Source organism: Bradyrhizobium sp. IC3195 (assembly GCF_020193585.1).
Classification (GTDB): Bacteria; Pseudomonadota; Alphaproteobacteria; order Rhizobiales; family Xanthobacteraceae; genus Bradyrhizobium; species Bradyrhizobium yuanmingense.
Genome location: NZ_JADYVG010000015.1, coordinates 1 through 26,914, shown reverse-complemented (window position 1 = coordinate 26,914; position 26,914 = coordinate 1). Strand labels below are relative to the sequence as shown.

Annotated in this window: 17 protein-coding genes and 1 pseudogene; 11 read left to right on the top strand and 7 right to left on the bottom strand. The window is 57.6% G+C overall.

Features of this window, described 5'->3' with window-relative positions:
* Positions 1-25 precede the first annotated feature (25 nt).
* From I6F09_RS24950 to I6F09_RS24935, 4 genes are read left to right on the top strand one after another with little or no spacing between them, the layout of a single operon-like run.
* A complete protein-coding gene (locus I6F09_RS24950; protein ID WP_225131358.1) occupies positions 26-1,042 on the top strand; it encodes an ABC transporter permease in 1,017 nt (338 codons plus the stop codon).
* Positions 1,042-1,920 (top strand): ABC transporter permease, encoded by an 879-nt coding sequence (locus I6F09_RS24945; RefSeq protein ID WP_225131360.1) that lies wholly within the window; start codon positions 1,042-1,044, stop codon positions 1,918-1,920. Before I6F09_RS24950 ends, I6F09_RS24945 begins: the two co-directional genes overlap by 1 nt.
* Complete coding sequence (locus I6F09_RS24940) at positions 1,917-2,894, top strand: ABC transporter ATP-binding protein (protein WP_225131362.1); 978 nt, start codon at positions 1,917-1,919, stop codon at positions 2,892-2,894. The genes I6F09_RS24945 and I6F09_RS24940 overlap by 4 nt, the downstream gene beginning before the upstream one ends.
* Complete coding sequence (locus I6F09_RS24935) at positions 2,881-3,855, top strand: ABC transporter ATP-binding protein (protein WP_225131364.1); 975 nt, start codon at positions 2,881-2,883, stop codon at positions 3,853-3,855. Before I6F09_RS24940 ends, I6F09_RS24935 begins: the two co-directional genes overlap by 14 nt.
* Before the next feature lie 446 nt (positions 3,856-4,301).
* On the opposite strand, the gene ald is transcribed toward I6F09_RS24935, so the two are convergent.
* Positions 4,302-5,414 carry an alanine dehydrogenase gene (gene ald / locus I6F09_RS24930; RefSeq protein WP_225131366.1) on the bottom strand — a complete coding sequence of 371 codons (1,113 nt, stop codon included), beginning with the start codon at positions 5,412-5,414 and terminating at the stop codon, positions 4,302-4,304.
* 265 nt (positions 5,415-5,679) lie between these two features.
* Here ald and I6F09_RS37605 point away from each other — a divergent pair, with 265 nt between their 5' ends.
* From I6F09_RS37605 to I6F09_RS24910, 5 genes are all read left to right on the top strand, one after another.
* Positions 5,680-5,811: a hypothetical protein gene (locus I6F09_RS37605; protein ID WP_275945364.1), complete on the top strand. Its 132-nt coding sequence runs from the start codon at positions 5,680-5,682 to the stop codon at positions 5,809-5,811.
* A gap of 556 nt (positions 5,812-6,367) precedes the next feature.
* Positions 6,368-6,514 carry a hypothetical protein gene (locus I6F09_RS24925; protein WP_225131368.1) on the top strand — a complete coding sequence of 49 codons (147 nt, stop codon included), beginning with the start codon at positions 6,368-6,370 and terminating at the stop codon, positions 6,512-6,514.
* A gap of 72 nt (positions 6,515-6,586) precedes the next feature.
* Entirely contained in the window at positions 6,587-7,144 is a 558-nt protein-coding gene (locus I6F09_RS24920; RefSeq protein WP_225131370.1) for a lasso peptide biosynthesis B2 protein, read from the top strand.
* A gap of 20 nt (positions 7,145-7,164) precedes the next feature.
* On the top strand, positions 7,165-8,796 hold the full coding sequence (locus tag I6F09_RS24915) for an asparagine synthase-related protein (protein ID WP_225189275.1): 1,632 nt from the start codon (positions 7,165-7,167) through the stop codon (positions 8,794-8,796).
* The gene (locus I6F09_RS24910; protein ID WP_225144530.1) at positions 8,783-10,480 is read left to right on the top strand and encodes an ABC transporter ATP-binding protein; all 1,698 of its coding nucleotides are present in this window, start codon (positions 8,783-8,785) and stop codon (positions 10,478-10,480) included. The genes I6F09_RS24915 and I6F09_RS24910 overlap by 14 nt, the downstream gene beginning before the upstream one ends.
* Here the strand turns inward: I6F09_RS24910 and I6F09_RS24905 are convergent.
* The 5 genes and pseudogenes from I6F09_RS24905 to I6F09_RS24885 form a co-directional block, all read right to left on the bottom strand.
* Positions 10,389-11,084: a GntR family transcriptional regulator gene (locus I6F09_RS24905; protein WP_225131377.1), complete on the bottom strand. Its 696-nt coding sequence runs from the start codon at positions 11,082-11,084 to the stop codon at positions 10,389-10,391. The genes I6F09_RS24910 and I6F09_RS24905 overlap by 92 nt on opposite strands.
* 1,377 nt (positions 11,085-12,461) lie before the next feature.
* Positions 12,462-13,883: an MATE family efflux transporter gene (locus tag I6F09_RS24900; protein ID WP_225189274.1), complete on the bottom strand. Its 1,422-nt coding sequence runs from the start codon at positions 13,881-13,883 to the stop codon at positions 12,462-12,464.
* A complete protein-coding gene (locus tag I6F09_RS24895; protein WP_225189273.1) occupies positions 13,880-20,356 on the bottom strand; it encodes a non-ribosomal peptide synthetase in 6,477 nt (2,158 codons plus the stop codon). The genes I6F09_RS24900 and I6F09_RS24895 overlap by 4 nt, the downstream gene beginning before the upstream one ends.
* A 1,278-nt stretch (positions 20,357-21,634) precedes the next feature.
* Positions 21,635-21,943, bottom strand: coding sequence for a hypothetical protein (locus I6F09_RS24890; RefSeq protein ID WP_225189272.1), 309 nt, complete (start codon positions 21,941-21,943; stop codon positions 21,635-21,637).
* A 659-nt stretch (positions 21,944-22,602) separates the two neighbouring features.
* A pseudogene (locus tag I6F09_RS24885) lies at positions 22,603-22,823 on the bottom strand (transposase); the annotation flags it as partial.
* A 926-nt stretch (positions 22,824-23,749) separates the two neighbouring features.
* On the opposite strand from I6F09_RS24885, the gene I6F09_RS24880 reads away from it, so the two are divergent.
* Positions 23,750-24,757, top strand: a complete 1,008-nt coding sequence (locus tag I6F09_RS24880; RefSeq protein WP_225129453.1) for a radical SAM family RiPP maturation amino acid epimerase — start codon at positions 23,750-23,752, stop codon at positions 24,755-24,757.
* Positions 24,706-25,164, top strand: a complete 459-nt coding sequence (locus I6F09_RS24875) for a hypothetical protein (RefSeq protein ID WP_225140376.1) — start codon at positions 24,706-24,708, stop codon at positions 25,162-25,164. Before I6F09_RS24880 ends, I6F09_RS24875 begins: the two co-directional genes overlap by 52 nt.
* Before the next feature lie 976 nt (positions 25,165-26,140).
* Here the strand turns inward: I6F09_RS24875 and I6F09_RS24865 are convergent.
* Positions 26,141-26,797, bottom strand: coding sequence for a hypothetical protein (locus I6F09_RS24865; protein WP_225189271.1), 657 nt, complete (start codon positions 26,795-26,797; stop codon positions 26,141-26,143).
* Positions 26,798-26,914: the final 117 nt, after the last annotated feature.

Below are 26,914 nucleotides of genomic sequence, written 5' to 3'. Positions count from 1 at the left end.
TCGTATTAAACGGGAGAGCGCTCCAATGGGTTTCTTCAATTATGTCATGCGACGGTTTGCGCTGGCTCTGCCGACCTTGTTCGGGGTCAGCGTGATCTGCTTTACCCTCACCTACCTACTCCCGGGCAATCCGGCCATGGTCAAGGCGGGCCCGTTTGCCACGCCCGAACATCTCGCTGAAATGGAGCACCAAATGGGCCTGGATCGCCCGTTTCCAGAGCAATACTACCGCTACGTCTCGGGCATCTTCAAAGGCGATCTTGGCGAGAGTGCCTCGACGGGACGGCCGGTGTCTCAGGACTTTCTGCAGCGCCTGCCCGCCACTCTCGAGCTCAATCTGGCGAGCCTTCTCATCGCGATCGTGATCGGACTGCCTCTTGGGGTCTTGTCAGCGGTGCATCGCGACACATTGATCGACCATATCGGACGAGTGGTCGGCATCATGGGTGTCGCCATGCCGAGCTTCCTGACCGGGCTCCTGTTCGTTTACGTCTTTTTCTACATGCTCAACATGGCCCCCTCACCGCTGGGGCGCCTCGGATCCGGCATAGAACCTCCCGCACACATAACCGGACTTTATGTGATCGACTCCCTGCTTACCGGCAATTGGACCACCTTACGATCAAGTCTGCATCAGCTCATGCTGCCTGCAGCGACCCTCGGGCTCAGCGCGATCGCGCCAGTCGCACGCATGGTGCGGTCCACCATGCTTGAGATCCTCGAGTCCGACTACATCAAGGCGGCCTGGGCGGCCGGATTGCCGCGAAGAACGGTGATTTATCGGGATGCGCTGCGAAATGCGCTGATACCTGTCATCACTATTTCCGGAATCGTTTTTGGATTCTTGATGGCCGGAAATGCGGTCGTCGAAAGCGTGTTCTCATGGCCCGGCATTGGCAATTACGCGGTGACTGCATTGCTTACGAAGGACTCGGCTCCGATCCAGTCTTTCATCCTCTTCGTCGCAGTGACGTGTGTCATGGTCAATTTGGCAGTCGATATCGCGTACGGCCTCGTTGACCCCCGGATTAGGTTCAGCTGATGTCCTCATCATTCTCCTCTTCGATTTCGCAACCGGCTTCATCTCTGGTGTGGCAGCGGCTTCAGCGCAATCCTGTTTCCTTTGCGGCACTGTGCGTGATCGTGCTGATCGCGGCGGCTGCGATATTGGCGCCGATCGTGGCGCCCTACCCGCCCGATGCCACCGACCCTGCAGCTTCTTTGCAGCCGCCTTCCTGGCAGCATGCGCTTGGAACTGACGAGTTCGGCCGCGATCAACTCTCGCGAATCATTTTTGCGGCCCGGGTCGACCTGCTGGTTGCCTTTGCAGCAACGTTTGTTGCCGTTTCAATCGGAGGGTTGCTTGGAGCAGTCGTCGGATACAGCCGGGGGTGGGCTGATACGATCGCGATGCGCGTCGTCGACGCTCTGATGGCCTTCCCGGCCTTCGTACTGGCCATGGGCATCACGGCAGGGCTTGGCAATTCCACCACCAATGTCGCAATTGCCATCTCGATCACACAAATCCCGGCTTATCTGCGGCTGACCCGTGGAGAGATGCTTCGGCTCCGGGAGATGGAATATGCCGATGCTGCTCGCACGCTCGGCAATCCGACCTGGAGGATTGTGTTCATTCACCTGCTGCCGAACTGCCTTCCCCCGCTGATTGTGCAGGCGACCCTCTCGACGGGTTTTGCGCTTCTGACGATGGCCTCGCTCTCCTTCATTGGCCTTGGAATTCAGCCGCCACAGAGCGAATGGGGCGTGATGACCGCGGAAGGTGCCTCACAGATCGTCACGGGAGAATGGTGGCTGTTCCTGTTTCCTGGCCTTGCCATCATGATTTCCGTTCTCGCATTCAACCTTATCGGCGACGGACTCCGTGACTTGCTTGACCCGCGCATGAGGGGATTGAGATGACCGAGCTGCTTGAGATTTCTGATCTGACCGTCCACTTTCAGATAAACCAGGGTGCCATTGAAGCAGTCGACCACATCAACCTGACGATCCGCCGGGGCGAGGTTCTCGGGCTGGTCGGCGAGTCCGGGTCGGGAAAGTCAGTCACGTCTTTCGCCATTCTGCGCCTGATCCGTCCCCCAGGGCGCGTCGTCTCCGGAAGCGTTCACTTTGACGGAGTTGATCTGGGTACGCTCCCTGAGGAACAGATGCGGCGCATGCGCGGCGCAAAGATCGCGATGGTATCGCAGACGCCGCGAACCGCCCTCAACCCGCTTCTGACCGTTGGAAAGCAGATCTCACGCTTGCTGATGGTCCACGCCGGCTTGTCGGCACGAGAGGCGGACAAGAAAATGCTCGAGATGCTGCGCCTTGTGCGCATTCCGGCGCCGGAAAAGCGAGCCAAGCAATACCCGCATCAGCTCTCGGGAGGGATGTGCCAGCGGATCATGATCGCTATGGCTCTTGCAACCTCACCTCAGCTCCTGCTCGCGGACGAGCCAACGACCGGGCTCGACGTTTCAATCGCGGCCAAGATTCTCGATCTGCTGCGCGAATTGAGCGCGAAAACAGGTGCGGCGATCATGCTGGTCACGCACGATCTCGGCGTCGTTGCCGAGATATGCGACCGCGTTGCCGTTATGCATGCGGGCCAAGTGGTGGAATGCGCCCCCGTGCGGGAGCTGTTCCATAATCCCGCCCATCCCTATACCAAGGCGCTCGTCCGATCGATACCGAGGGTCGATCGGGACGTCGTCTTAGAGCCCATACCGGGGTCGGTTCCTTCCCTGGTCAACCCGCCGAGCGGATGCCGTTACGCAGGACGCTGTGAGTGGGTAATGGATCGCTGTCGCGCGGCACGCCCTGCGATGATCGAGGCCGCCCCCGGCCATGTTGTAGCATGTTATGGATTCGAGGAACGCCGTGGCACTTGTTGAGATACGTGATCTGCAAATGCACTTTCCGCTCGGCGGGATGGCCGGGACGCTCGCACGCCTGCGAGGTCAGGATCAGCCCGTCGTGCGGGCAGTTGACTCTGTCTCCTTCGATATAGAAGCCGGCGAGACGGTTGGATTGGTCGGCGAATCCGGCTGTGGAAAATCGACAGTCGCGCGGTGCCTGGTCCGGCTAATCGAGCCGACGGCGGGATCTGTCTGCTATGATGGCACGGACATAGCGAGGCTTGATGCGCATGCCATGAAGCCTTTGCGCCGCGACATCCAGATGGTGTTTCAGGATCCTACTGCCTCGCTCAATCCCAGACTATCGGTGAGACGGATGGTGGAGGAGGCGCTCACGCTTCATACCAAGCTTCCGGCGAAGGAGCGGCGCGACCGCATCGAGGAGCTCATGCAGGAGGTGGGGCTCGGCCGCGATCTATTGGACCGCTATCCGCACGAGCTTTCGGGCGGTCAACGCCAGCGGGTCAATATAGCCAGGGCCATTGCAACGAATCCCCGCTTCGTTGTTCTTGACGAGCCAACCTCCGCACTGGACGTATCACTACGCTCGCGGGCAATTCTTCTGTTGGAGAAGCTGCGTGAACAACTCGGGTTGTCCTACCTCTTTATTTCCCACGACCTGGCCACTGTGAAGTACCTGGCGAGCCGCGTTGCGGTGATGTATCTCGGCAGCATTGTGGAGATGTCGGGCACAAAGGATCTGTTTGCAAAGCCCTTGCATCCCTACTCGCGCGCTTTGCTGGCGGCCATTCCAGTTCCGGATCCCGACGCAAAGCGCGACGATTTCGCTTTGTCCGGGGAAATTCCAAACCCTATCGATATCGCGCCTGGATGCAAGCTGAGAGGGCGTTGTCCTTTAGCCAAGCCTGTCTGCGCGGAAAGACCGCCTTTGAAGGAGGTTGCGCCCGGCCGGTTCGTCGCCTGCCACCTGGTCTGAGACGGATGTCTTTACGTTAGAGCCGCGATACTGAGGAGCCCGTGGGACTATATCGAGCGTATCGAGGTGACTGATCGCGCGGTCTACGAAGCTGAACTCGCCCTCGCCGGCAAGGAACTGATCGACCAGCGATAAGTATCGGGGTAAATCGAAGACGATATCGCTCTGGTCGGAACGTATCGAGCCGTAACACCCCCGGCGAAGCGTGGGCTTGGTCTGAGTGCGTCTCCTTCGGATCTTTGGGTTGTAATGCACTTACTAGTCATCCACGCGAGTTCGCTCAGGGGATGATTCACGTTGATTCGATCCCGTGGGGGATTTCATAGCTATCCAAAAGTAGAGGGCTTCCACCTCCAAGCTGCCGAACATGCCGGGCACAAAAAAAGGGCCACTCCAAGGAGCGGCCCTTAAGTGAGGGAGGAAACGTCCCATAGGGACTTCTGGGATCAGGCCGCAGCCTGTTCGATCGGGGAGAATGGCAGGCCGAGGCTCTCGGCTACAGCCTTGTAAGTAAGCCGGCCGCGATACGCATTGAGGCCTGCCCGCAGATGCGGATTCTCGAGCACCGCCGCGAAACCCTTGTTGGCGAGCGCCAGCCCGAAGGGCAGTGTGGCATTGTTCAGTGCCTGGCTCGATGTGAGCGGGACGGCTCCGGGCATATTGGCGACGCAATAGTGAATGACGCCATCCACCTCGTAAGTTGGATCGGCGTGCGTGGTCGGGCGCGATGTCTCGAAGCAGCCGCCTTGATCGATGGCGACGTCAACGATGACGGATCCCTTGCGCATTGAGCCTAGCATGCTGCGGCTCACGAGTTTCGGTGCGCTTGCACCGGGGACGAGGACCGCGCCGATGACAACGTCGGCTGCAAAGACCTCCTCTTCGAGGGCATCTATGGTCGAGAATCTGGTACGAACGCGGCTTTCGAACAGTTCATCCAGCTCGCGAAGGCGGGGGATCGAACGGTCGAGGATCGTGACCTCGGCGCCCAGGCCAGCGGCCATTCGGGCCGCATGTGTCCCAACAACGCCGCCTCCGATCACGACGATGCGGGCCGGCTGCACGCCAGGAACGCCGCCGATCAACAGCCCTCGCCCGCCGCTATAGCGCTTCAGGGCGCTGCCTGCCGCTTCGACCGCAAGCCTTCCCGCGACTTCGCTCATCGGCGCAAGCAGCGGAAGCCCGCTATGCGCATCCGTCACGGTCTCATAGGCGATAGCGGTGCATCCAGACTTGAGGAGTCCCCGCGCCTGTTCCGGGTCTGGCGCCAGATGCAGGTACGTGAAAAGGATCTGCTCCTCGCGCAGCTGAGTCCATTCAGAAGGTTGCGGCTCCTTCACCTTTACGATCATCTCGCTGGATGCGAAGACCTCACGAGCTGAGCCGACAATCGTCGCGCCGGCCTTGCGATAAGTGTCATCGCTCGCGCCAATGCCGGCACCCGCATTGGTCTCGACCAGTACATTGTGACCGGCAGCCACATATTCGCGGACGGCGCCAGGGGTCAGACCCACGCGGTATTCGTGCGTCTTGATTTCCTTAGGGACCCCGACCTTCATATGCAATCTCCTGTTTGGCCCCTCCTTTTAATCGAAAGGCCAGGTTGTTTCTCTGCAAAATCGCGAAGAATGGGCGACATAACGGCGACAATATGCGCTGACCGAGATCGTTCTGCAGAATTCCAAACAAACGCGGCCAGCCCGGCAAAGTCACACGATCCACTGCACGGGGGCGACACGATCAGTAAAAGCTCTCTCATCATTGTTGGAAGGCGTCCTGCAAGCGGACCGCTGGGCGTCCGCTCGGCTGGCGGAGGTTCCATGTATGGAGACAGCGGTCAACCTCATGCGGCTGGGTCTCGTCACTGAGAACGGTTTAACCTCGGCCGGGCTTGAGGTCTTCGTCGTCGCTTTCAAAGCGCAACGTGACGCGCCTCAGCGGGAGTTGCTGCCGTAAATCACGCAGCGTTACCAGAACGCCAAGCCGGCTGAGAGATCTATGTTCGGTTAGACGGGTCGGTGCGCTGCTGCGCCGGACCCGATGCCAAGCCAAAAGTGGTTGGCGGCTTGCAAGCCCAGCAGCATGGTGCCTGATTCGGCAAATATCGCGATCATTTTGAGCAAGCTTTCGCACGGCGACGGAAACTGTCGCGGCATTGCGCGGTGACGAAGTCGGATTAGACTTTGCTTAAGTCAGATCGGCTGCCTGCACTGGATCTGGTACTGTCTGTCAGCGCGAAGCGGTCGCTGGCCATGGAATTGCTACCATTGAACTAGACGCCTTCCGTGCCGGTAACTCTACTCAGGCGCTATAGGTGATTGAATCATCGTCCCTTCGGCCGCTGGCCGCAAACGCGCCACCTAATTGCCTCGTCGCCCATCCCGCATCCTCCGCAACGTCAAACTATTTTTCAAATCGCTCGAGATCATACTCAGAAAATAAAAGCCCTATTTTATATCACGATGCTAGCTTCCGCGCGCTGGCGATATGCCGGTCACTCTGGAGAAAGTGGATGAATACAACCGCTATCAATGAAACCGCTATCAATGACACGGTGCAGGACCTCGGGGACGCCACCGAGCTCACAAAAGGCTTTGGGGGCTCGTGGCGCGCAGAACACACGACCGGCGATTATTATTTCGTGGATGAGTCCGATTGACGCGGACCGTCTTGATGGGATGGGCTTCGGCCCATCCCATCAGTTTGAGGCGGTGGCCAAGGGATCGCTGCTGTGAGCGACATATTTCATGCGTGGTCTAACGGGCGTTGGATCAGCCTCGACCTGCAATCCAATCGTTACAGCATGGCGAGCACTTCTGCAGCTTGTCCGGAGGAGCGTGAACGGCTAACCGAGACGACGGCCAAGTTGCGCGATTGCCTGAGTTCACCGCCAGCCTTTCTCCCACCCCTCCATCTGGTGTGGCACTATGCGCGTGCGGCTCATGCTGCTCGCTTCGTTCGCAGCCAGACCATCGCTCGTCAACTCGACTTTTTACGTGCCTCGCGTCGGGGAACAGCACCGGCGTCAATGGGAGTCGAAACAATCGATTACTACGCCAGCGTATTCCAACATCTGCGCAATCTTCGGTTCCGCCGCCCGCGCTGCCTTGAGGATTCCGTAGGGGGGTATCTGTTTTTCTATCCCTACATCGCATCGCTCGAGCTCCTCGTTGGTGTGAAGCAGCCCCCGTTCAGAGCCCACGCCTGGCTGCAATCTGGTGACCTCATTTTGAACGACGCGAAGCGTGCTGTGGAGGACTACAGCGTCATCTTGAGCTTCGCGAAATGAGACTCAATGTAGATGGGCTCTTGGATTCAGCGAAGGAGCTTGCCACCATCATTGTAGACGGCCGCGTGGAAATCACGGTGCTCAACGATATTGTTGACGCCGAGACCGGCATGCCGACTGAATTGGAACCAACACAGTTCAAAGACACGTCTCTGCCGGAGATTGTCGCCTTGCTGCAGGAGCGGTACGCTGGCGATGCGGCGTTCATTGTTCGCGCGCCAAGTGGCATCGCGATCGTACGCCCACCTTTCTCGGAGATCTCCATCTTCTACCAGGTCAGAAATGATGAGATTGAGTGCTGGGCAGGACTGAAGCTGCCAGATGCCGCCTTGGCGCAACGCCACGCCTTCAACTTTGGCTATTTGACTGGCCTGATACGCAACGCGTCTTGGTTGACCCCGGAAACAGGGTTGTGTGGGATTTTTGAGCTACTGAGTGGCGCGGCGCTCATCGTCTCAAGGGGGACTTTTCGGCAAGTCGATTTTCTGGCGGGCGCCGTAGCCAGGCTCAACACCTCGGCGTTCTCTTTCAAGGATGACGTGGCCAGTTTTCGCCAATTGATCTCAGCGAGCGTCGCTCACAAAACCCGCCACTATGGCGGTGCTTTCAGTATTCAATGTTCCGGGGGCCTTGATTCGTCGGTAGTGGCGCTGGCTGCGGCCGACCTCCATCGAGGCAGGTCCCTTTCCCTCCTGAACAGCTACTCAGAGACGGACGTCAATGGTGACGAACGCTTCTTTTTTGCCGCGCTAGCCGAGCAGGTGGGCGGCGCGCCAACCTATGTCGAAACGAATGCTCGCTCGTCGATGACCCATCTATCGTCAGAATTGCTGGCTCCAACGCCGCGACCTTGTAAGCTAGCGGCCACGATCGCCACAACGGCTCAACTTCACGAGGCTGCGCAGGCCGCAGGATCGCGCCTGGTGCTCACAGGAGACGGAGGCGATCAACTATTTCTCAGAATGCGCCGCTTGACGATGGCCAGAGAGCTGCTTGCCGAATCCCGATCGCCACAAGATGCATTGCGCGAGCTCGCCGGCCTTGCGATTCAGGCTCGAACGTCTGTCTGGCGTGTTCTTCGCGAGGTGATCACCGGTCGGAGCGGCCGGGACTTACGCCGCCATATGCTCGGTGATCATCGGCCGCAGTCGCCTGTCGCGTCAGTGCGGCCGGATTTCGGTGCAGAGCTCGTACCAGGCGCCAGGTCCCTACGCCACCTGCCGACGACGCGACTGTTTCAGTTCTTCGGCATGCGTCATGCGGAGCTCAATCGCATCGCACTACGAGACATTGCGGTAGAAGAGCGAAAGGCGTTTGTGTTCTGGCCGCTCATCAAGGCAAGTCTCGTCACGGCTCGCCGACATCATCACTCAAATGGAATTGATCGTGCACTTGAGCGCGAGGCCTTCCGGGAACATTTGCCCGACGTGATCTACTATCGGGTTGGCAAAGGTGCCGGGCGCGACATGCTAATGCGGTACGAATATGGTGCCTTAGTGTCACGTGTCGAGCGTAGTGCATTGTATCGGCAAGGCTTGATCTCCCGCGATCTCCTCCGTTCAGCTATCGACAATTTGTCATACGACTCAGCGTTTGCACTCGTTCGTCTCTGCGCTGTTGCCGATTGGATGGACCTTCATGAACTGGGGTAAGCCGCTCTTGCCCCCGCTCCAATGGGACATCATCAAGACGAGCCTGCAATCTTCCCGCGTTCTTGTCGCGGGCTTCTTGCTCACGACCATTGCAGCGTCTGCCTGCACGGTCGCCGGGCCGCTCTTGTTCTCACGGGCCGTCGCCCGGCTGGCCAGCGCGCCGCCGCTTCTTACGCTCAGTTTGTTGTTGCTGTTTGCCGTTACGACCGCACTTGCTCGGTGCTTGCAGGAGGTCAAGGCGGTTCTGTCGAACAGGCTGGAACAGGACGTTCGTAATCTCTCCAGCAAGAAGATCATGGCCGCTCTGGTGAGCGCCGAGGGCTCGCTGTTTGCTCAAAACAATCCGAGCAAGATTTCGGCAATGGTAGAGAGTTGGCACCAGTCCAATAAGATCTACATTCAGCTCTATTTGATGGTGCTGATGGGCGGGGTCGCCGATGTTGCGTTCTCGTTCCTTGCCGTCGGTGGAGCAGCAAATTGGTTTGTGGCGCTGTTCGTTCTAGCCTACGGCGCCGTCCTCGTGTTGATAACGTGGAAGAGCAATAGAGTTACAAAAGTGTATCAGGCTGAGGCGCAGGCCTCAAGTAACGAGGGCTCGAACGTTTTAGGAAATGCAATCGAGAACATCATTTCGATCAGGGTGTTCCGCGCTCAACCCTGGATAGCTGAGTTGTATGACCGCCAGGCCGCCGCCACGCGCCGAGCCTGGCTCTCGTTCTATGGCGCCCGGTTGCGCTATGGCGCTTTGCAAGCGACCCTCTTGTTCGTTCAGTATGCCTCGATCTTGGGGCTTTCGCTGTGGCTCTATGACCGATCAGGCGAGATAGGTGGGCTCGTCATGGTGAGCATGATCCTGGTTCAACTGAACCGGCCCTTCGAGCTTATTGGCATGTCAATTCGAGACATCATCATTGCGCGTGGCATGGCCCGGCCGCTGCAGGCGCTGCTTGATGCCCATGCCCCAGCGGCACGACCCGCTATGCTCAAGCGTACTATGCCGATATCGGGCTCACTCGCCATTTCCATCAGCGCGCTTTCGTTTGGTTATGAGCGCGCCGCCTCGCCGCTTCTCTCTGGGATAACGGGCGAGTTCAAGCCCGGCGTCATCAACTTCATCATCGGACGCTCGGGCGCTGGCAAATCGACGCTTATGCAGCTCCTGCTAAAAATGCATCAAGGCTACAGCGGCCTGGTACGCGTTGGCTCTCTGGACCTGGCCACGATCGATCCGGAAGATTACTTGGCGCACGTAGGTTACGTGCCCCAAGAGCCTATGATGATGAATCTGAGTATCCGCGAAAACGTTCTGCTGGGCCGCCCGTTTCCCGATGCGGACGTGTTCCACGCCCTAGAATGCGTCCATCTGGCTGATAAGGTGACCTCCTTGCGGGACGGTTTGGACTACCGCGTCGGCGAGCGGGGCCAATTGCTAAGCGGCGGCGAGAGGCAGCGCCTTGCGATCGCCCGTGCCCTCATCGCAAGGCCTCGGCTGTTGCTCCTCGACGAGGCCAGTTCCGGGTTGGACGAGCAGACCGAGCGCGGAATCTTCGACGAACTTCGGCAACTCGCGTCGGACACGACGATCATAGCAATCACGCATCGCCGGGGCGTGATAAGTCCACGTGACTACGTGCTAGATTTGTCGTGGTCGGCATCCGCGAGAGCCTCGCTTGTGCTCGCATAACTTCCGTGACCCGGCGCCTGAAAAAGTCTTGGATGGCACGGGCTGCGCCTTTGTGCTGCCCTTCGACCATCAACGCACTGATACTTTGACTTTCGACAAGCAACTCGCTGTAGTACGTACGTGTTCCCATTGCGCGTGAAAGGTAGACATAAACGACGTCCGCGACGTGATCCGCAATGTGGCGATGCTGTTTGACCAGCAACGCGCGCCGATAGCACTCGCCTGCTTTCAAGAAGAGTTTGGCGGGATCCTCATTGCTTGCGTAGATGGGCTTAATTTCACCGCAGAAGCTTGCCGCCACTTCATCAATCAGCTTCGCCTTGGTGAAATCGCTGATGCTATCGACATACATTTGCGACAGCATGTTGCAGAACAGGATGGCTTGATGTGGGTCGATCGGCCTGGCGTTGAACCCCTTGTGGTCGACATTTTGCACCACATCGCGCTCAGTCAGCCGTATCAAAGCCTCTCGTACGGGCGAAATTCCGACGCGAAGCTCATCGGCAATGTCGGCAGGCTTCAAGGCTGTGCCGGGTAGCCAATGGCCCAGTAATAGACGCTCGCGCAAGGCCTGGAATACTGGATGCTGTGTCTCAAAAGCCATGATTACTCGCCCGTTCAAGCGGCCTGACTGAGGCGGTCAAGGGAGCCTCACCTCTTGGCATAGCTCATGCCGCCCCGGAAACCATGCGCGGTCCGGTCCGCGGCGAAATGGCTGCTAGCATAGGCCGCCATGGCAGGCCGTCCGCTAGGGCCACGAAGCTCTGCTGCCGAGTAGGAGGTGGGTATGTCCAAAGCGGAATAGGCGGTCGCAACGGGTAGAGGCGATGATCGAGCGGCATTTCTGCCATTGTGCAACCCGCCCAAGAAGCAACGTCGCTGCCACTGGTGCCGACGTCGGCGCCAACATGTTGGTTTCGCTGTTCACGATATTGCGTCCGCACTCGCGGTCCGCCGCCCAAAATCAGGATAGATTCGCCGGTCATCATGGCTCCCATTTCGTTCATCAAAATGTTAGTCGTTTGTTGGATCGGTGGAGAGCTCCAGCTCCGCTCGTCGCGCAGCCGCGTTCGTAACGAGATCAGCATCGGCGATTCGTAAGCCGCCACTTGCGCAATGGCGTGTTGGTGCTCCGAGGTGCATCCGAAGGGGAACGGGCCTGCATCGGGTGAACAACACCGCCACCATCGCTAAAGAAGAGCGTGCCGTTCAAACCGCCCTGCTTTCGCTGATCACGGAAGTCCTGCGGCGTGAGTCTAAGAATTGAAACATTCGCAATCCTTTTCGCTCGTTGGATAGCCTTGGCGTGGTCGGGGGCCGTCCCACCCATCTGAGATACAACTTGACGCTACGTACGATTCAAGGGATCTGAGGCCGTCAAACTGGACCATTTTTGGCTAGAGTTTTCGCCGCCGAATCCTCTCGGCTCGGAGCTTAACAACGGACTTAATCCCTCGATTTTCGAAATTTGCACTCGGCACGAATGCAGGTCGTCCCCGTGATGCCGTGTCTTTCGTTCTACCCGGAGACGTAGATTTTCCTTACGGCGTGCATGCCGCTTGGCCTCGCGGTAGTTGAGTACACACAATCGAAACAGAGCGCCCACAGCCGGGAATATCGCTCCGAAGGCGTCTTTGCGTTCTCAGACTGCAAGCCGCAAATTCCGGCTGCCTATCTTGCCTCACTATGAGCGACACGACACTGAAGGGCGGTCGGATTTCAGATCATAAGCCACGGATGTAGCTTCCTCATGATCGGTCTCTCTTATCCTTGGCTTGAGCTCGAGTGCTCGCCAAGACTAGGCGCGACGTCGACCTCGCCGCGCTGCGCCACCCGCGCACGACGTTCGACGGCTTTGCCTTCATCGCAATCGCAGCGATATAGACCGATACATAGCGACTCGCTCTTGCACATCACACTTAATTTTGGAGCCATCCCGTCGCCGGCCATGCAGGCTTAAATGCCGGCTCCGATGATCAGATCAAAGAGCACTTTCGATTCCAGGCTGAATGTGTCGGCCGCATCGCCTGAGCTCAACGAACTGACGGCGCATGATAAACAGTGCAATCATCCCGGCGCCTAGCTCCGCGATGGCTTGACTGGCCAATACTCCGCTGAAGCCAGAGATGGCAGGGAAGAACAGTACAGCCGGAATGAAGAGATAATGTCTCGCGAAACACACAACCGCGCTGAGACGCGCTCTCCCGAGCGACTGAAGCATCGCCGTGACGACAGTCTCAATACCATACAGTCCAAAAAAGAGATGGAAGACGGTGCAGGCAGAAACGGCAATTTCCCTGACGCTATCGCTATCGCTGAACAGCCCGACCAAAGGACGGACAAAAACCATAACGGTCGCGGAATACGCAAAGGAAAGCGCAACCGTGATAGAGAGCATGACCTTTGCAGCCCTCAGTACGCGAGCAAAATCGCGTGCGCCCCAGCCAAAACCCAGGATAGCTTGAGACCCCATACAGAAACCGCTGATAAGCAGTGCGCCAATCGTTAAGAGTCGCACGGCTATTCCCACGGCCGCGATGGACTCTTCGCCGAAGGGCGCAGCTGCTCCGTACAAGAGCACGACAGTAATAGCAGATAAGATGCTGGTCATGGTCGCTGGCGCCCCCACGAACGCTATCTGTCTGATGCGATCTGCTCGCAACGAGATGTGAGACATCCTGACGACGACCATTCCGCGTCGCTTGGTAAAATACGCGATATAGAGGCTAATAGCCGCAGTCTGAGACACAAGCGTTGCGAGAGCGGCGCCTCGCACACCGAGGTCCAGCACGGATATGAGCACTGGATCAAGGCCAGCGTTCAGTATGAAGGCGGTCATCATCGTCCACATGCTAAATCGTGTATCGCCTTCGGCTCGGACGATGAAGCCGTTGACGATATTCAGAAGCATCAGGGTGCATCCGAACAAAAGTGTGGTCGCGTAGTCGAGCGCCAGGGGCATGATGGTTGGAGTTGCGCCGAGCGCTAGGAAGATCTCTCGCATGTTTAGAAACAGAGCGACTGTGACCGTGATGCCGACTGGCGCGGCGAGCGCGAGAGCAGTACTGGCGCCTCGACTCGCCTCTAGGTACTCACCAGCACCAAGATGACGAGATATGAACGACGCTGCTCCAACTCCTATCCCCTGTCCGGCCGCCGCGAGCAGGACCACGATCGGCAAGGTCATGCTGACGGCTGCGATCGCCGGCGCGCCGAGTGCGCCAACAAAGATTGCGTTGACGACCTGCTGCAACGCGTTGATCGACAAGCCAACAACAGACGGAATGGCGAGCCGTAGGATAAGTCTGAACAGACCGGGGTCTGATAGATCGATGCGCACGTTCTTGTTCGGCATCACATCGTGATCGGCCTCGGCGGCGAATTCCGCATCGGGCTCATTCATGGATGAAGGTGTCCCGAGATCTTCCGAATTTCATTGATCGTCTGCAACAGCTCCTGTTGCAAGACCGTGCAAAGATGGCGGGTCACCTCATAATCGACCATGCTCGGATCATACGTGGTGTCAATCTGTAGATCGCCCGATTGATATCCGACATCGAACCAGAAGACGTGGATCGCCGCCGCTTGATGCATGTGTTCGCCGATCCAAAGTGGAGAAGGTTCTGTGTCTAGAAAACGGCGTGGGAAATGGCGCTGCAAGCGGGCGCGATAATTCACCCCAATTCTGGGCAGTGGCAGGCGATCGAGCCGACGCCGCACGGCTGGATCTCGGTTTAGGAATTTCAGGGCCCGAAAGCCTATTCCCCCGCGCGGCAGCGCATTGCGCTGCCGGTATATCAAACGAGCACGGTCGGAACGCGACTCCCTTCCTGTGACATTCAGTGAAAGCGGAACGAGCTCGCTGAGAAGACCAATGATCTGAGATGAATCGAAATCGTCAAACAGCCGGCCTCGTGTCGAGGTCAGGCTATCAATCCAGAGCGAATAGTTGCCGAACAGGGCTCCACACGCACCCGACAGGGCAGCAAGAAACACATCAAAGTCCTGACAATTCGCTGATCTGGCTCCAATACTGAGGAGACTCGCTGTCGCTTCCCGGTCGATCTCAAGATGATACTTGGCCCGATCTACCCGAAGCGAACGGCCGTCCGCATCCTCGCGACGACCTTTAAGACTTGCATCGTGAAGCTCTCTCGCGCTTCCTTCGGCAACACTCGTGCGGCCCGATGACGCGTCGCTGACACGGAAGTTGAATTGATCGTAGTCAATGCCTTCCCAGTGCTTGAGTTCGTCTGGTGCTTCGCTGTTCGCGTAGTGCTCGAGCCGCTTCAACCAGGGAGAGAGCCTTTGTACGGCCTCGGCACCATTCACATCATGGCCTGCAGCAAGAGCGTTGTATGCGTCCTCCAATGCTTCCAGGAATAGCCGATAGCCCATCCCATCCACTACGAAATGATGCACCAGTACCAGCAGATAATAATCGCCGCTTTCCGAAGCACGGAAGGCCACGACGTGAACAAGAGGCGTGTGGCCGTCAAACCGAAACATGTGTTGACGTCTTGCCGAGACGCTCTCGATTGTCCTGCGCTGGTCTGGGCCGGTCATCCGGACGAGATCGATCTCCTCCACGATGCGCTCGGCCGGACAAGGGCCAATCCCCAGCCGTAGTCCATCTTGGGTTCGGGCAACGCGGAGCCTGAGGCCTTCGTGCCTCTCGATGACATGGGCCAGAGCGCGGTCCAGGATCTTGATGTCCAGGATGCCGCCGCGCAAGAAGAACAGATCGCCTAGGTTAAAATGCTCGTCAAAGCCGACAAGAGAATTCCAAAACGATATTACGGGGGGCACAGGCAGTAAGCCGTCCGCGGAAGCCGCGTTGTGGGGTGCCGCCTCCGCTTCCCCGGCCGCCAACTCCCTGATGGTCGGTGTTCGATAGAGCAGGTTGACGGTGAGATTCAGCCCGGCTTTGCGCGCCAGCGTGACGCAACGTACGCTCAGAAGAGAATCGCCGCCGATATCAAAGAAACTGCTGTCGATTCCCACCCCCTCGGCGCCTAATAGATCCTCCCAGATCCGAGCAAGAACCCGCTCGTTCCTGGTGCGGGGCTCAGCAGATGGACGAGTTTCTATCTCGCGGTAAGGAACGGAGGAAAGGCGAGCACGGTCTATCTTTCCGCTTGTCGTCAGGGGAACACTGTCAACCAATCTGAAGGCTGTGGGAACCATGGGAGATGGCAATCTGTTGCGCAGGTGGGCGAGAATCTCTCGAGAGCTTAGATTCTCCCGAGCGGGCTCCAGGCTCGCCGTCAAGCGGCGATCCTCATCGATGCCTTCTGCGAAGACCGCGGCCTTTGCGATTGCCGGATGAGACTCAAGGGCAACTTCGACCTCCTCCGGCTCGATGCGAAAGCCCCTCACCTTGATCTGGTTGTCCGATCGGCCGCAAATCTCGAGAAGGCCGCTGGTTGAGATGCGTGCGATGTCCCCACTTCGATAAAGCACATCGTATTGTCCGCCATCATACGGATTCGGCAGGAAACAGCGGTCAGTCCGATCTTGATCCTGCCAATACCCAGCGCTCAGACAGCGGCCCGCGATGCACAGTTCGCCGGAGGCTCCAACAGGCACTCTCTTCAATCGTGCATCGAGCACGTAGAGTTTTACGTTGTCGATTGGCCGTCCCACTGGGATAAGCGCCGAGTTGCCATCCGCATCCGATGTTTCGTGCACGGCTGCATTGGACGCACATTCCGTCGCACCATAGAAGTTCCACAAGGGCACGCCCGGAAAAGACCCGCGCCAGCGAGCAGGCAGCGAGGAAGGCATCGGTTCGGCGCTGCTTGTGACCAATCTCAAGGCGGTCCTTTGCGGTTGCCGTTCCTGGGACCCAATGATACCGGACAGGAGTGGCGGAGAGGCAAAAAAGCGTGTCACACGATGTTTTGCCAAACTGCACAACAACAGATCCGGATCTAGCACCTGCCCTTGGGTGAGGATCAGCGTGGGCACACCTCTCAGAAGCCCACCAAAATACTCCCAAGCGGACGCAACAAGGGAAGCGGACTTCTGGACAACCATCACGTCGGTACTATTGAAGGGAAAGCGTCGCCACATCCAGTTCAGCCGATTGAGAATGGCCGATTCCGGAATAAGAACCCCCTTCGCCCGCCCTGTTGAGGACGACGTGTATATAAGATTCGCAATTTGGTGATCTGAGGGTGAGTCGCTGGATTCGAAATTATCCGTCAGCGCCCTGCACCTGTCTAACGTCAATAGAGAAATCGAAGGTATGTCAAAGCCAGTCTCCGTGGTATTTGCGTGAACCAACACCTTTGCCTGACTATCTCGCAGGATATGTTGGATCCGATCAGGGGGATAATCTGGCGGTATCGGCACGACAATAGAGTGCAAAGCTCGCGCCGCCAGCATAACAGCGGCAACGTCAGGCGACCGGTCGACAAGCATGGCGACCATATCGCCAGCGCCCACGTCCAAATCCAGCAGGAAGGACCTGATAGCTGCTACGCGCTCACGCAGCTGGCTGAATGTGACTTCCCCGAACTCGCCAAAATATGCTACCTTGCTGTGATTGGAGACACTGATCTGCTCGAAGGCTTCTACAAGCAGACATTCAGACTCATATGGCTGCCTGGATCCCTCCAGTGAGTTCAGTAGAGTGACGTCTGACGCGCTGAGGCAGCTCAGCTCCTCAATGGGCGCAAGCGGTTCGTCAACGCAGGCGGCAATCAGACACCGCAGATTGTTGGCCATGCGGACAGCCAGATCACTCGAGATTATGTCTTCCGCATACGCGAGCTGGAGCGCAATCTCGTCGCCGTCATCTTGCGCGTACAGTGTTAAGTCGAATTTGACATAGCCTGTGTCGTATTCGCGGAATGTCAGATCCAACTCGTCCCGACCAACGGGTTCGGCGGCTTCGGAGTACATGTTGAACATGACCTGGAAGATCGGTGATCGCCCCGGTTCGCGACATAACCTTGTATCCCTGACCATCCATCCGAATGGATAGGCCGAATTTGCGATGGCATCGCTGACCAGGCCCTGGATGCGCGTGGCATGAGCAGAAAAGGACTGACCGGCATCGATCGCGGCACGGATCGGTAGCATATTCAGGAAAAAGCCGACGATGTCGGCGCTGCCAGGTTGATCCCGTACAGCGTGTGGTATGCCGACGACAATGTCGTCCTGACCGCTATACATTCGTAGCAGCAGCTTGAAGCACGCCAGCAGTGTTGTCGACGTGGTGCAGCTGTTTCGGCGCGCAAATTCTCTTACACGACTGGAAAGATCGCCGCCAAGCAGCACTGGATGCGAGGCGCCGCGGTATGAATTTGTCTGCGGGCGCGCTCGTCCCGTTCCAAGCGAAAGCACCGGCGGATCATCACCAATCTGACGACGCCAATAGTGACGTTGGCTCTCCAGCGCCTCTGGAGAAACGTGTCGTTTTTCCCACGCCGCGTAGCCCGAGAGTGACGCACGGTTCTCTGGGCAAAACGCCACGGCATCTACGTACCTTTGCTGAAGATCTCTGAGCAGCACAGAGATGGACCAGGCATCGACGATGATTTCATGAGCGGTGATCAATATGAGATGATTGTCAGGACCAAGCCGGACCATGCGCGCGCGAAACAAGTGGCCCTGTCCGAGATCGAAATTGTCTTTCAGCTCCGTTCGCCGAAACTGTGCGATGAGCTCCTCAGCCTCGGAGGAGGTGAGATGAGATACATCGATCAATTCAAGATTGGTGCATGGCGGAGCATCAAAGCATTGAACCGGACCGTCTTTGTCGATAAAGCGCGCCGAAAGTGCCTGGTGGGAATGAATGACCTCGGTCCAGGCGCGATTGAACCGAGCTAAACTGATGTTTCCCTTAATGCGCAGCCCGCCTTGAATGATGTAGTTCCTGGCAGATGGATCGAGCTGCGCCAAAAACCAAAGGTGCTCCTGGAGGTGCGTCAGAGGTGATCGGTTTAGCTTTCGGCATGTCAAAGCCGTACACGGATTGAGCTCAGTGCGCCCCTCGATCGAAGCGGCAAGAGATCGAATTGTGCCATTCAGGACCAGTCTGAAATCCGCTCTCACTCCTAGCAAGGTCTGCAACTGTCCCAATATAAGCATTGCGCGGAGCGAGTCTCCGCCAAGGCTTATGAATTGGTCATTTACACCTATGTTCTCGATACGCAAAATGCCGGACCAGATTTGACGTAGCCGGACTTCGAGGTCTGATTGCGGCTCCGCGAAGGGCGTTGACAATAACGGCCGAACACTGGCCGGGTCAGGCAACGCTGCAAAATCCACCTTTCCGTTCCTGGTCAGTGGAATATCGTCCACATGGACGATTCTTTCCGGAAGCATGTAGCTGGGGAGTGCCTCAGCAAGAAACTTCCGAAGATCGCTTTCCGCCAGTTCAGCTGGAGCCGACACATACGCGACCAGACGCCGCGATTCGGCTTGCGCCTCCGACCCAGCTATATCTCGCGCCGTAAGCTTTACACCTGCGCAGACAGAGGCGACTGCGACGGCGCCATGCACCGAGGGATGAGCGGACAAACGAGCTTCGATTTCTCCCAGCTCGATTCTGTGCCCGCGAATTTTAACCTGACGATCCCGTCGACCGAGACATTCTAGAAGCCCGTCGGAACGAACGCGCCCAAGATCACCTGTCCGGTATAGGCGCCCGAACGACGGGTCGTTTGAGAACGGGTTCGGCCCAAACGCATTCTTGGTGCGGACATGGTCATTGACGTAACCGGCAGCGACACCGACGCCGCTAACACAGATTTCGCCGACTTCTCCTACACTGCAGAGCCGTGGTCCGTCCGCGACATAAACCTCAACGTTTTGAATTGGCCTGCCGATCGGCACATAAGGCTCAGCCAGCGCAGGCGGAACGGAAACCAGATGATGCGTCACGCCGTCGGCGCACTCGGTCGGCCCGTAATGATTGAGAATGGAAACGCGGGGATACAAGGCCAGCCACGCACGCGCCAATCCGGGCGTTAGAGGTTCTCCGACCGTAGAAATAATCCGCAAGCCGTCCATGGCTCGCTCTGCCGCGGCAAGCGATTGCAGATATTCAACAAACACTGCCAGCATCGACGGAACGAGTTGGACGATCGTAGCGCCGCATCGTTGAATTGCTTGAAGGAGCGATGAGGGCGATCTCAGTGTCGAATCATCGATGATTGATGTAGAGGCTCCGACGCAAAGCCCAGAAAGAAGCTGCCAAAGCGAGATGTCAAAGCAGTGCGATGCCGTTTGCGCGACGCAATCCGTCCGAGTGAGACTTAGGGCATCGATCTTTGCCGCCAAATGATTGTTTAGGCCGTCGCGCTCGATCATTGCGCCCTTAGGCTGGCCCGTCGAACCAGACGTAAACAGAATATAGGCAAGTCCATCCGCGTTCGGGGATGGCACAACAGACGAGGTCTGCACCCGGCGCAGTGCCGCCTCTATAGCTACGAATTGCGGAGCTGCTTTGCTGCTCTTCTGGAATAGGCTGAGCGAATCCGGCCGGTCTCGGCCCATCAACAAAGCGCAGCGGCTCTGCTCGATCATGAATGATGTACGGGAAGCCGGCAGCGATGGATCGAGCGGTAGGTACGTTGATCCAGCTTTCAAAATTGCGATGACCGCCGTCGCCCAGTCGAGGTCCCGCCCTCCCCAATAGCCGACAACCGCGCCGCGAGCACCCTGCTCTCGTAAGGTCCTTGCAAGGGCATCCGATCTTGATCGTAGCGCCTCATATGTGAGTTCGTCTGCGCCGTGCCTCAGCGCAACTCTCTCCGGATCCGAATCTGCAAGCCGATCGATCGCCGTGACCGCGTCAACCGGTTGACGTTCCATAGACTGCTTCTTGCCTGATTGATTTTCCGTAGGCACGCGCCCCGCCATTCGTCGCCTTCTTCGGCGCCCAAATCGGAACGCCGGAGCTCGTCATCGAGGTGACATGCGCAGCCACCCTGATTCCGCACGTCGGTTTTGTCCGTATGACCTTCTCGCTGTTCGCTTCTGGCTCGATGATCGGCAGAGGAACACGAGGACGCTAGGACCCCGCGTCCACTTTGGCACCTACCCACTCTTGTAGTGGACCTGCCATCGTCTGCATGGCACTCGCGATCGACGCGCCCACAGGCTCGTTACGGCTTGTGATTAGCGTAATTGTCCGATTTCGCGGCACTTGAGCCGGCACCACCAACCCATCGAGAGCGTGTAGGCCACCCCGGCGATACAGCTTGTACGGACGAAAGGCTTCTTACCGTAACCACCGCCAGACCGATGGTGTTCAAGCCGGTGATCGTCGCCACAGGGACCCGGCGGCGCCTCAACATTCCAACGAGTTATCGAAGCTCGCAGCAGCAGTCCCAAGCACGGCCTTGAGGTCATCCAAGTGCTGGCACCGGCAAACAAAGCGCCCGATCACCTCGTCACCTAAATCCGAATAGCTCCGCTTATTTGGCCGTTAGTCAACGGAGATTTATTTATGACGATGACAACGCGAGCTGGAAATTGAGGCGTCGTGTCATCGCCCAAACTGGTGTGGATAGGCGCCGAGGGCACATTTTCCGGGCGGCGAACGGTTGAACGGCTGGCCGTCCGCAGCGACGAATGGCTCACAGAGACTTCGATCGACAGAGACGCAGCCTGCCCACGGGCCCTCTGCGTGAGGATTAATCCATCGCAATGCGCTCGCCAGACTTGCTTGATGAGCTACTCGACCATTTTCCACGACCTTTGCGGTTTCGGGCGCGGCAAATTCCTTCTTAAGATCATCTGGTGAAATGCGAGCGTCGCGTCCTTGCTCCCGATCGGCAGACTTTACCAATCAAGCACTCCGATTTTGCGCTCTCCGCTCAGCTATTCGGGCCCGTCAATTGACGATGTTGGGCTGCATGAGCAGCATCATCCACGCCACAAATCTCATCCTGCTGATGCTGCTAACGGCGAGCACTAGTTCGGCTTGTGCGGTCTGCTCAGCGTATTTCCAGGCGCCATTTGTGCCCCCCGGGCAGTCCGCGGTACTAGATGTGATTGCGACCTTAGTGGCCTGGGGGAGACTTGAGACGTTTGGCGTTAGACTGAGATTTTTTGTCCGCCAGCCAACACAACGTGGTGGCAGGTTTGGTGGGGCAGTGCCAGCGCTCGCATGAACGGTGACCGATGTCACGAGGCCTAAATGCCGCAGCGGGACCTCTCCTGAGCGATCGTGACCGCGGCAAGGCCGAACATCACGTCGCGGTTGATGCCGAAATGGAGGCGATGGAGCCACCAGATTGCGCAGCACCGGTCGAGATCGGAGAGTGCCCGAGCGCGGTTTATTGCTGCTGCGACCCGCGCTATTGGCTTCATGACACGTCTCGTCTGGAAACCTGAACGTCTCGGGACCAGTGCTCTAAATTTGGTGAGTTCTTGATCGGTGACGGTCGGCTGTCGCGCGCATGCGTCGGCAAAGGATTGGAAGCTGAGATTCATGTTTGCCATGGCATTGCGCGTCTCGAAGCTTGATGGGAACACGCATATGCGTATCCGGCCTTTCCGTAACCTTACGAGGCAAGTACTACTTCCCCCAACACCCAAATCTGGTAGCGACAATTGACAGCACTCTTATGCGGTAGTTACGCGGTGGCGCGCGTTAGTTCGCAGACCCGATGCTGTCGCATCGAAGCGATCGGAGTCGATGGCGTTGGCTGCACCTCGGAAAACGGGGCGGCGCGGCCCGGAGCCATGTGATATTGCCTCGACTCATCGATGGCAGGTAGAGCTCCTGAGAGAGACGGTGATGCACTGCGACTTCCTGCCGCTGTGGAGATGCAGTCAACGAATGTGAATTCGTCATTTGAACAACTCGCCAGCCGACCACCTAACGGATTGACACGCGACATAGCCAGGGTAGCAAAGCTACCCGCCCACAACACTAGTTCGGTACGGTCGACAGCACGTTGCGCAGCCTGTTGCGGCCTTCTCGAATATGAGGCCGAGCGAATACAAATTTGGCGCGCACCACCCACTCTCTGAGGACGATCCTTCAACTGAACAGACTACCAATGCATTATCATGCTGTGGGCACACGCATGCTCTAAGACCAATTTCCCGGTCGCGATGACCGGGTCTGTTGAAGTCTGTACTTGCCCGCCTACTTCATTCTTCTCCATGTCAGCCAGCTCGAAGAAGCCCCGCCGCGCATGGGCAATGCAAAACGCCAGTGTAATCGGCCGCACCTTCTTCTGCGGGTCGAACAGCGGTTCGAACCCGCTGAAGCACCGGCGTACAGCATGCCGGCGAACGCGGCCAGCTTCTTCTGGAGATGCTCGCCTCGTCGGTTGCTCGAGGCGTACTAGACTGCCGCCGCCGGCGCAGGCCCGGTGGCCGGCCACCACACACAAGTGCAGAACCGCCCGGTTGTACCTTGCCCTTCGCCGGGATACGGATGGTGTGGTGAAAAGGCCGGCGGGATTTCACCTCCAGCCTCTCGCAGAACCGGGCGTATTGGACGGAATGCGCGCCGTTTCTAATCCGCAAGCAGACGCTGCTGAGCACGGTTCTGACCGAGCTTTTGTAGATGGTAACCGCTTGCTGCTGGGTTAGCTACCCACAACGAGCTTTCATCCCGCTCGACTGAGCGCTTGTTATGTTCGAGACCAATGTCGGAAAGTTGACGATACGCACGCTCAGACAAAGCGCAAAAGCAGCGATGTCAGTTTGGTATGCGGATTGCTTTGTTAAGGTGTCATCACCGATCGCTTCCAAGGCGACGGCTAGGTAGAAACATTTAGCAGAGGCCGGGCTATGTCGCAGGCTGAGGTAGAACGGTTTGTCAAGAATCTAGCGAAAGAGGGTAGTCTGCTCGAACACGTTAAGCAGAGTGCTACAGGTCTTCGCGATCGGAAAGAGCCACGGCTACGATTTCACGCTTGATGAGGTTAGGAGCAGCATCCGAGTGCCACGCCGACATGCGTTGATGCAGCTCGACGCGATTGTCGGCGGCAAGCAGGATTTGAGCGGTGTAGGCTTGAGGAGGATTGTGCATACCACTGCGTTGGCTAGTTCCACGTCGGAGGCACCTACGAGCGCCGTGCAAGCCGCGGAAGCGGGCCGTGACCTAGTCGCTATCGTTTTGCTTATTGTAGTTGTTGTCGCTGTCACGGCCTGACGTATTTTCACTCTGATCGCATTGGCTCGTCCTGAAGGAAACGATCCGGTGCGAACAGAACTGAAAGCACGCCTCGTCAGGAGTGAGATCATTGCTTTCAGGCCTAGAGATGCGGCTTCAGGGCGTACCCGTACCGTATGACGCACACTGCCACCGAACACTGCCGACGGATTTTTGACCGGCGTACCCCCGAGCAACTGCGCACGTTGTCACACGTCAAGCGCTTCATGGAGCGGCTGGCCGGTGACTTGGAGTTCCGCAGGGCGCTTTCGGAGAACGTTCATTCTCCTCGAGCGGTAACAGAGCGCTACGGCATCGAAGTTGCCCCAATGAAGATGCTTCCTCTCTGGCGCGGCGGCTACCTGAAATATCGCTTCAAGCCGGAGTCTACGCCCTGGCCCCTGGCTATGATGTGGGACGAGTTTATCTGCGACATGTTGCGCGATCGCGACCTCCTGCGCGAAGAGGGCGAAATGTCGACGATCAACCCTCGCTTTCATGCCTGGCGTGAGCGCCACATCCGGCGCTGCAACGACGAATTGGGCGGAACGGCGGCCTCGGTCACGTACCCCATCATCGCTTTCGAGCTGAGCGACGGCTGCACCATCGGTTGCTGGTTCTGCGGCCTCTCGGCCGACCGCTTCAAAGGCTATTACGAATATAGCGAAGAGCATGCAGCGCTTTGGCGCGCCGTGGTCGGTATTGCGAGCGAGATGTTTGGTTCGGCAGCCCGTACTGGTTTCTGCTACTGGGCCACAGAGCCTATGGACAACCCCCATTACGACCGCTTTCTATTCGACTATTATCAGATCACGGGCGCATTGCCACAAACAACGACGGCGGCCCCGCTCAGGGATCGCGCACTCACCACGCGCGTGCTCGAACTGTTCCAGCGCTATCGCACCGTGACGAACCGTTTCTCGGTGCTGAGCACAACACATCTCGACCAGATTCACATGGCGTTTTCGCCTGAGGAGCTGATCGGTGTCGAACTCGTCCTGCAGGGCAAGGAGGCGCTGACTGCAAAGGCTTTTGCCGGGCGCGCGCCCGGAGCGAGAAACTTAGGGCTGGCAACAAAGATGATGCAATCGCCTTGCTGGAGAGCGATCACACGACCATCGCCTTTGTTTCCGGCTTTCTCGTAAATATGCTGCAGGGACGTTTACAATTGGTGACGCCGGTGCCCGGTAGCGAACGCTGGCCTCTTGGCTACCGCGTCTTGAGTGAACGCTTCTTTAGGAGGTCTGACGAGTTCCGCGAGGGGCTGCAGCGCATGATCGACCAGCATGTGCTCGAGATTCCAGCTCCCAAATTGCCGATCCGCTTCCGCAGGGACTTGCAATACGAGGCTGGGAACCGATGCTTTCATCTCCGGTCACGCAACATGGAACACCGGGTGCTGGACGACATCGCTCCGACTTCCGTTGGCCATCTAATCGCCTATGGCAACTGCACAGCGTCGGAGCTGGTTAGGCAGGTCACGACTGACGGAACGAGCGTGCTCGCAGTAGCCGACCTGCTCGATCAGTTATGCACGGCCGGGGGTGATTGAAGAGGACTTAGACGACAGCTTCGCCTGGCAGACCAGCTCACCTGTTACTGCGCTTTCATCGGGCAGCGGTTAGAGTTTCGGATTTTGTACGCCAGTGAGTCCGCCGGAAGAATTTCATTCTCGAGTTGCCCAGGCGAACGGTGCGTGATGCCCCTGCAGTTCCACCGCGCTGTCGAAAACATGGAAATTTGGAGTGCGCGCAGCGGCGGCTACTCGTTCGTTATAAGCTTGCAGAGCCCGACCGGTCCTGGCTTCCGCGGAAGGTTCGGCTACGTCGCTTCGTGGCGTCCGCTTGACCAGAGCCGTGGCGCGATCAGGGTGCTCGGCTCGCCGCTGCAGAGCTTGGCTGAGGCCGAGGACGCCTGCAATAGTATGCTCAATTACCTGAGAGACTGAACTGATTCCTGGTCGCGGAAAATGGAAGCATCTTAAAGATGCTGCAGTCGCGTCGGGTGCTACCCAGGATGTTCACGGGGTCGAGACGTACTTTGTAGCGGCTGAGATTATCGCGCCCGATTTGAGCGGGCGCTACACGTTCTATCCGTCGGACGGGCTTGCTTCCAAATCGAGCTCATCTGGATTATCTTGAAGATCATCTGCCGTCCCTCACGCCGGTCGGAGCAAACATGTTCGTCGAAGGCTCGACAGATTTGTTCGCGTTTCCCAATCCGGTAGTTAAGCCGTACATCAGGATCGTGATCCACAAGACGCCCCTAGCGAACGGCTGCGCCCTACCGGATCTATTCACGAAATGATCATCACGATCCGTACACGGATGCGAGCCAGAACAGCTTGATGACAAGGGCGGGACAGGTCGTAACACCGTAGTCTCAATGACTTCACTGATTTTGCCGTCCTGCCACGCCTGTTTGCAGCGGCTGCGGTAGTCGCTCCTCAATCGCGGTAGCGCTGACAATGCTGCTAAAAAATACCGTCGCGCTTAAAAATGCTTTCAGCACAGCCAGGACCCTTTAGATTAGGAATAATCAAGCGGTACAAAGGCGATATTACCCTCGGGCCCAGACGATCGCCGTAAAGCGCCCCGGCCATTTCCGGAAACCGCGAAGTGAAGATTGAGCCACCCATTCATTTCTTGCACAGAAAATGTCAAATTCGGGTGTGAGCCTGAACGAACATCAAAGATCGTACTGAGTTGAGTGGTGACATCGTGGAAGACGACATAGCCAACTTTCACGCCGGTGTGAAAAGACGGTAGGTTATCCTGGTCAGCTAGTATCTTCTGAACGATTTCTTTTCGCTCTAAACCAAAGTTTGAGGCAAAGCCGGTTGCAAAACAGTCGACTCTATCGTCGTTGAGATTATTGCGAACAACCAACACATCATGTCGTGTGCAGGTCGTAATGTTCGAAAGAAGATCGTTCGACGGCTGATAGTTCTGTCCTCTGAGTATCACGTGCAGCGTGTCAGGGGACCATCGAAACCCTTCCTTACTTATCGAGCAACCAGCCACAACGCCGCCAATACCGTGCGTCTCCAGTCCGTTTAAAAAGATAGCGAGGCGTTGTGAGATACAAACTGTACAGACAAGACGGCCCGTCACGTCAGCTCTGTTTGGGGGGTATTGTAGCACCGAGTGAATATAGTCTTTGTCTTCTGGACTGTCGCGCGCCATGGAAAACTGCCCCCTCATATTGCCTCAGATGACAATGTTACCGAGCGCCCCCAGCTGTCGCGCGAATTGGACCCCGCGGGTCCGAGCAAGCCGCTCGCGAAGCGCGCCCTCCAGAGC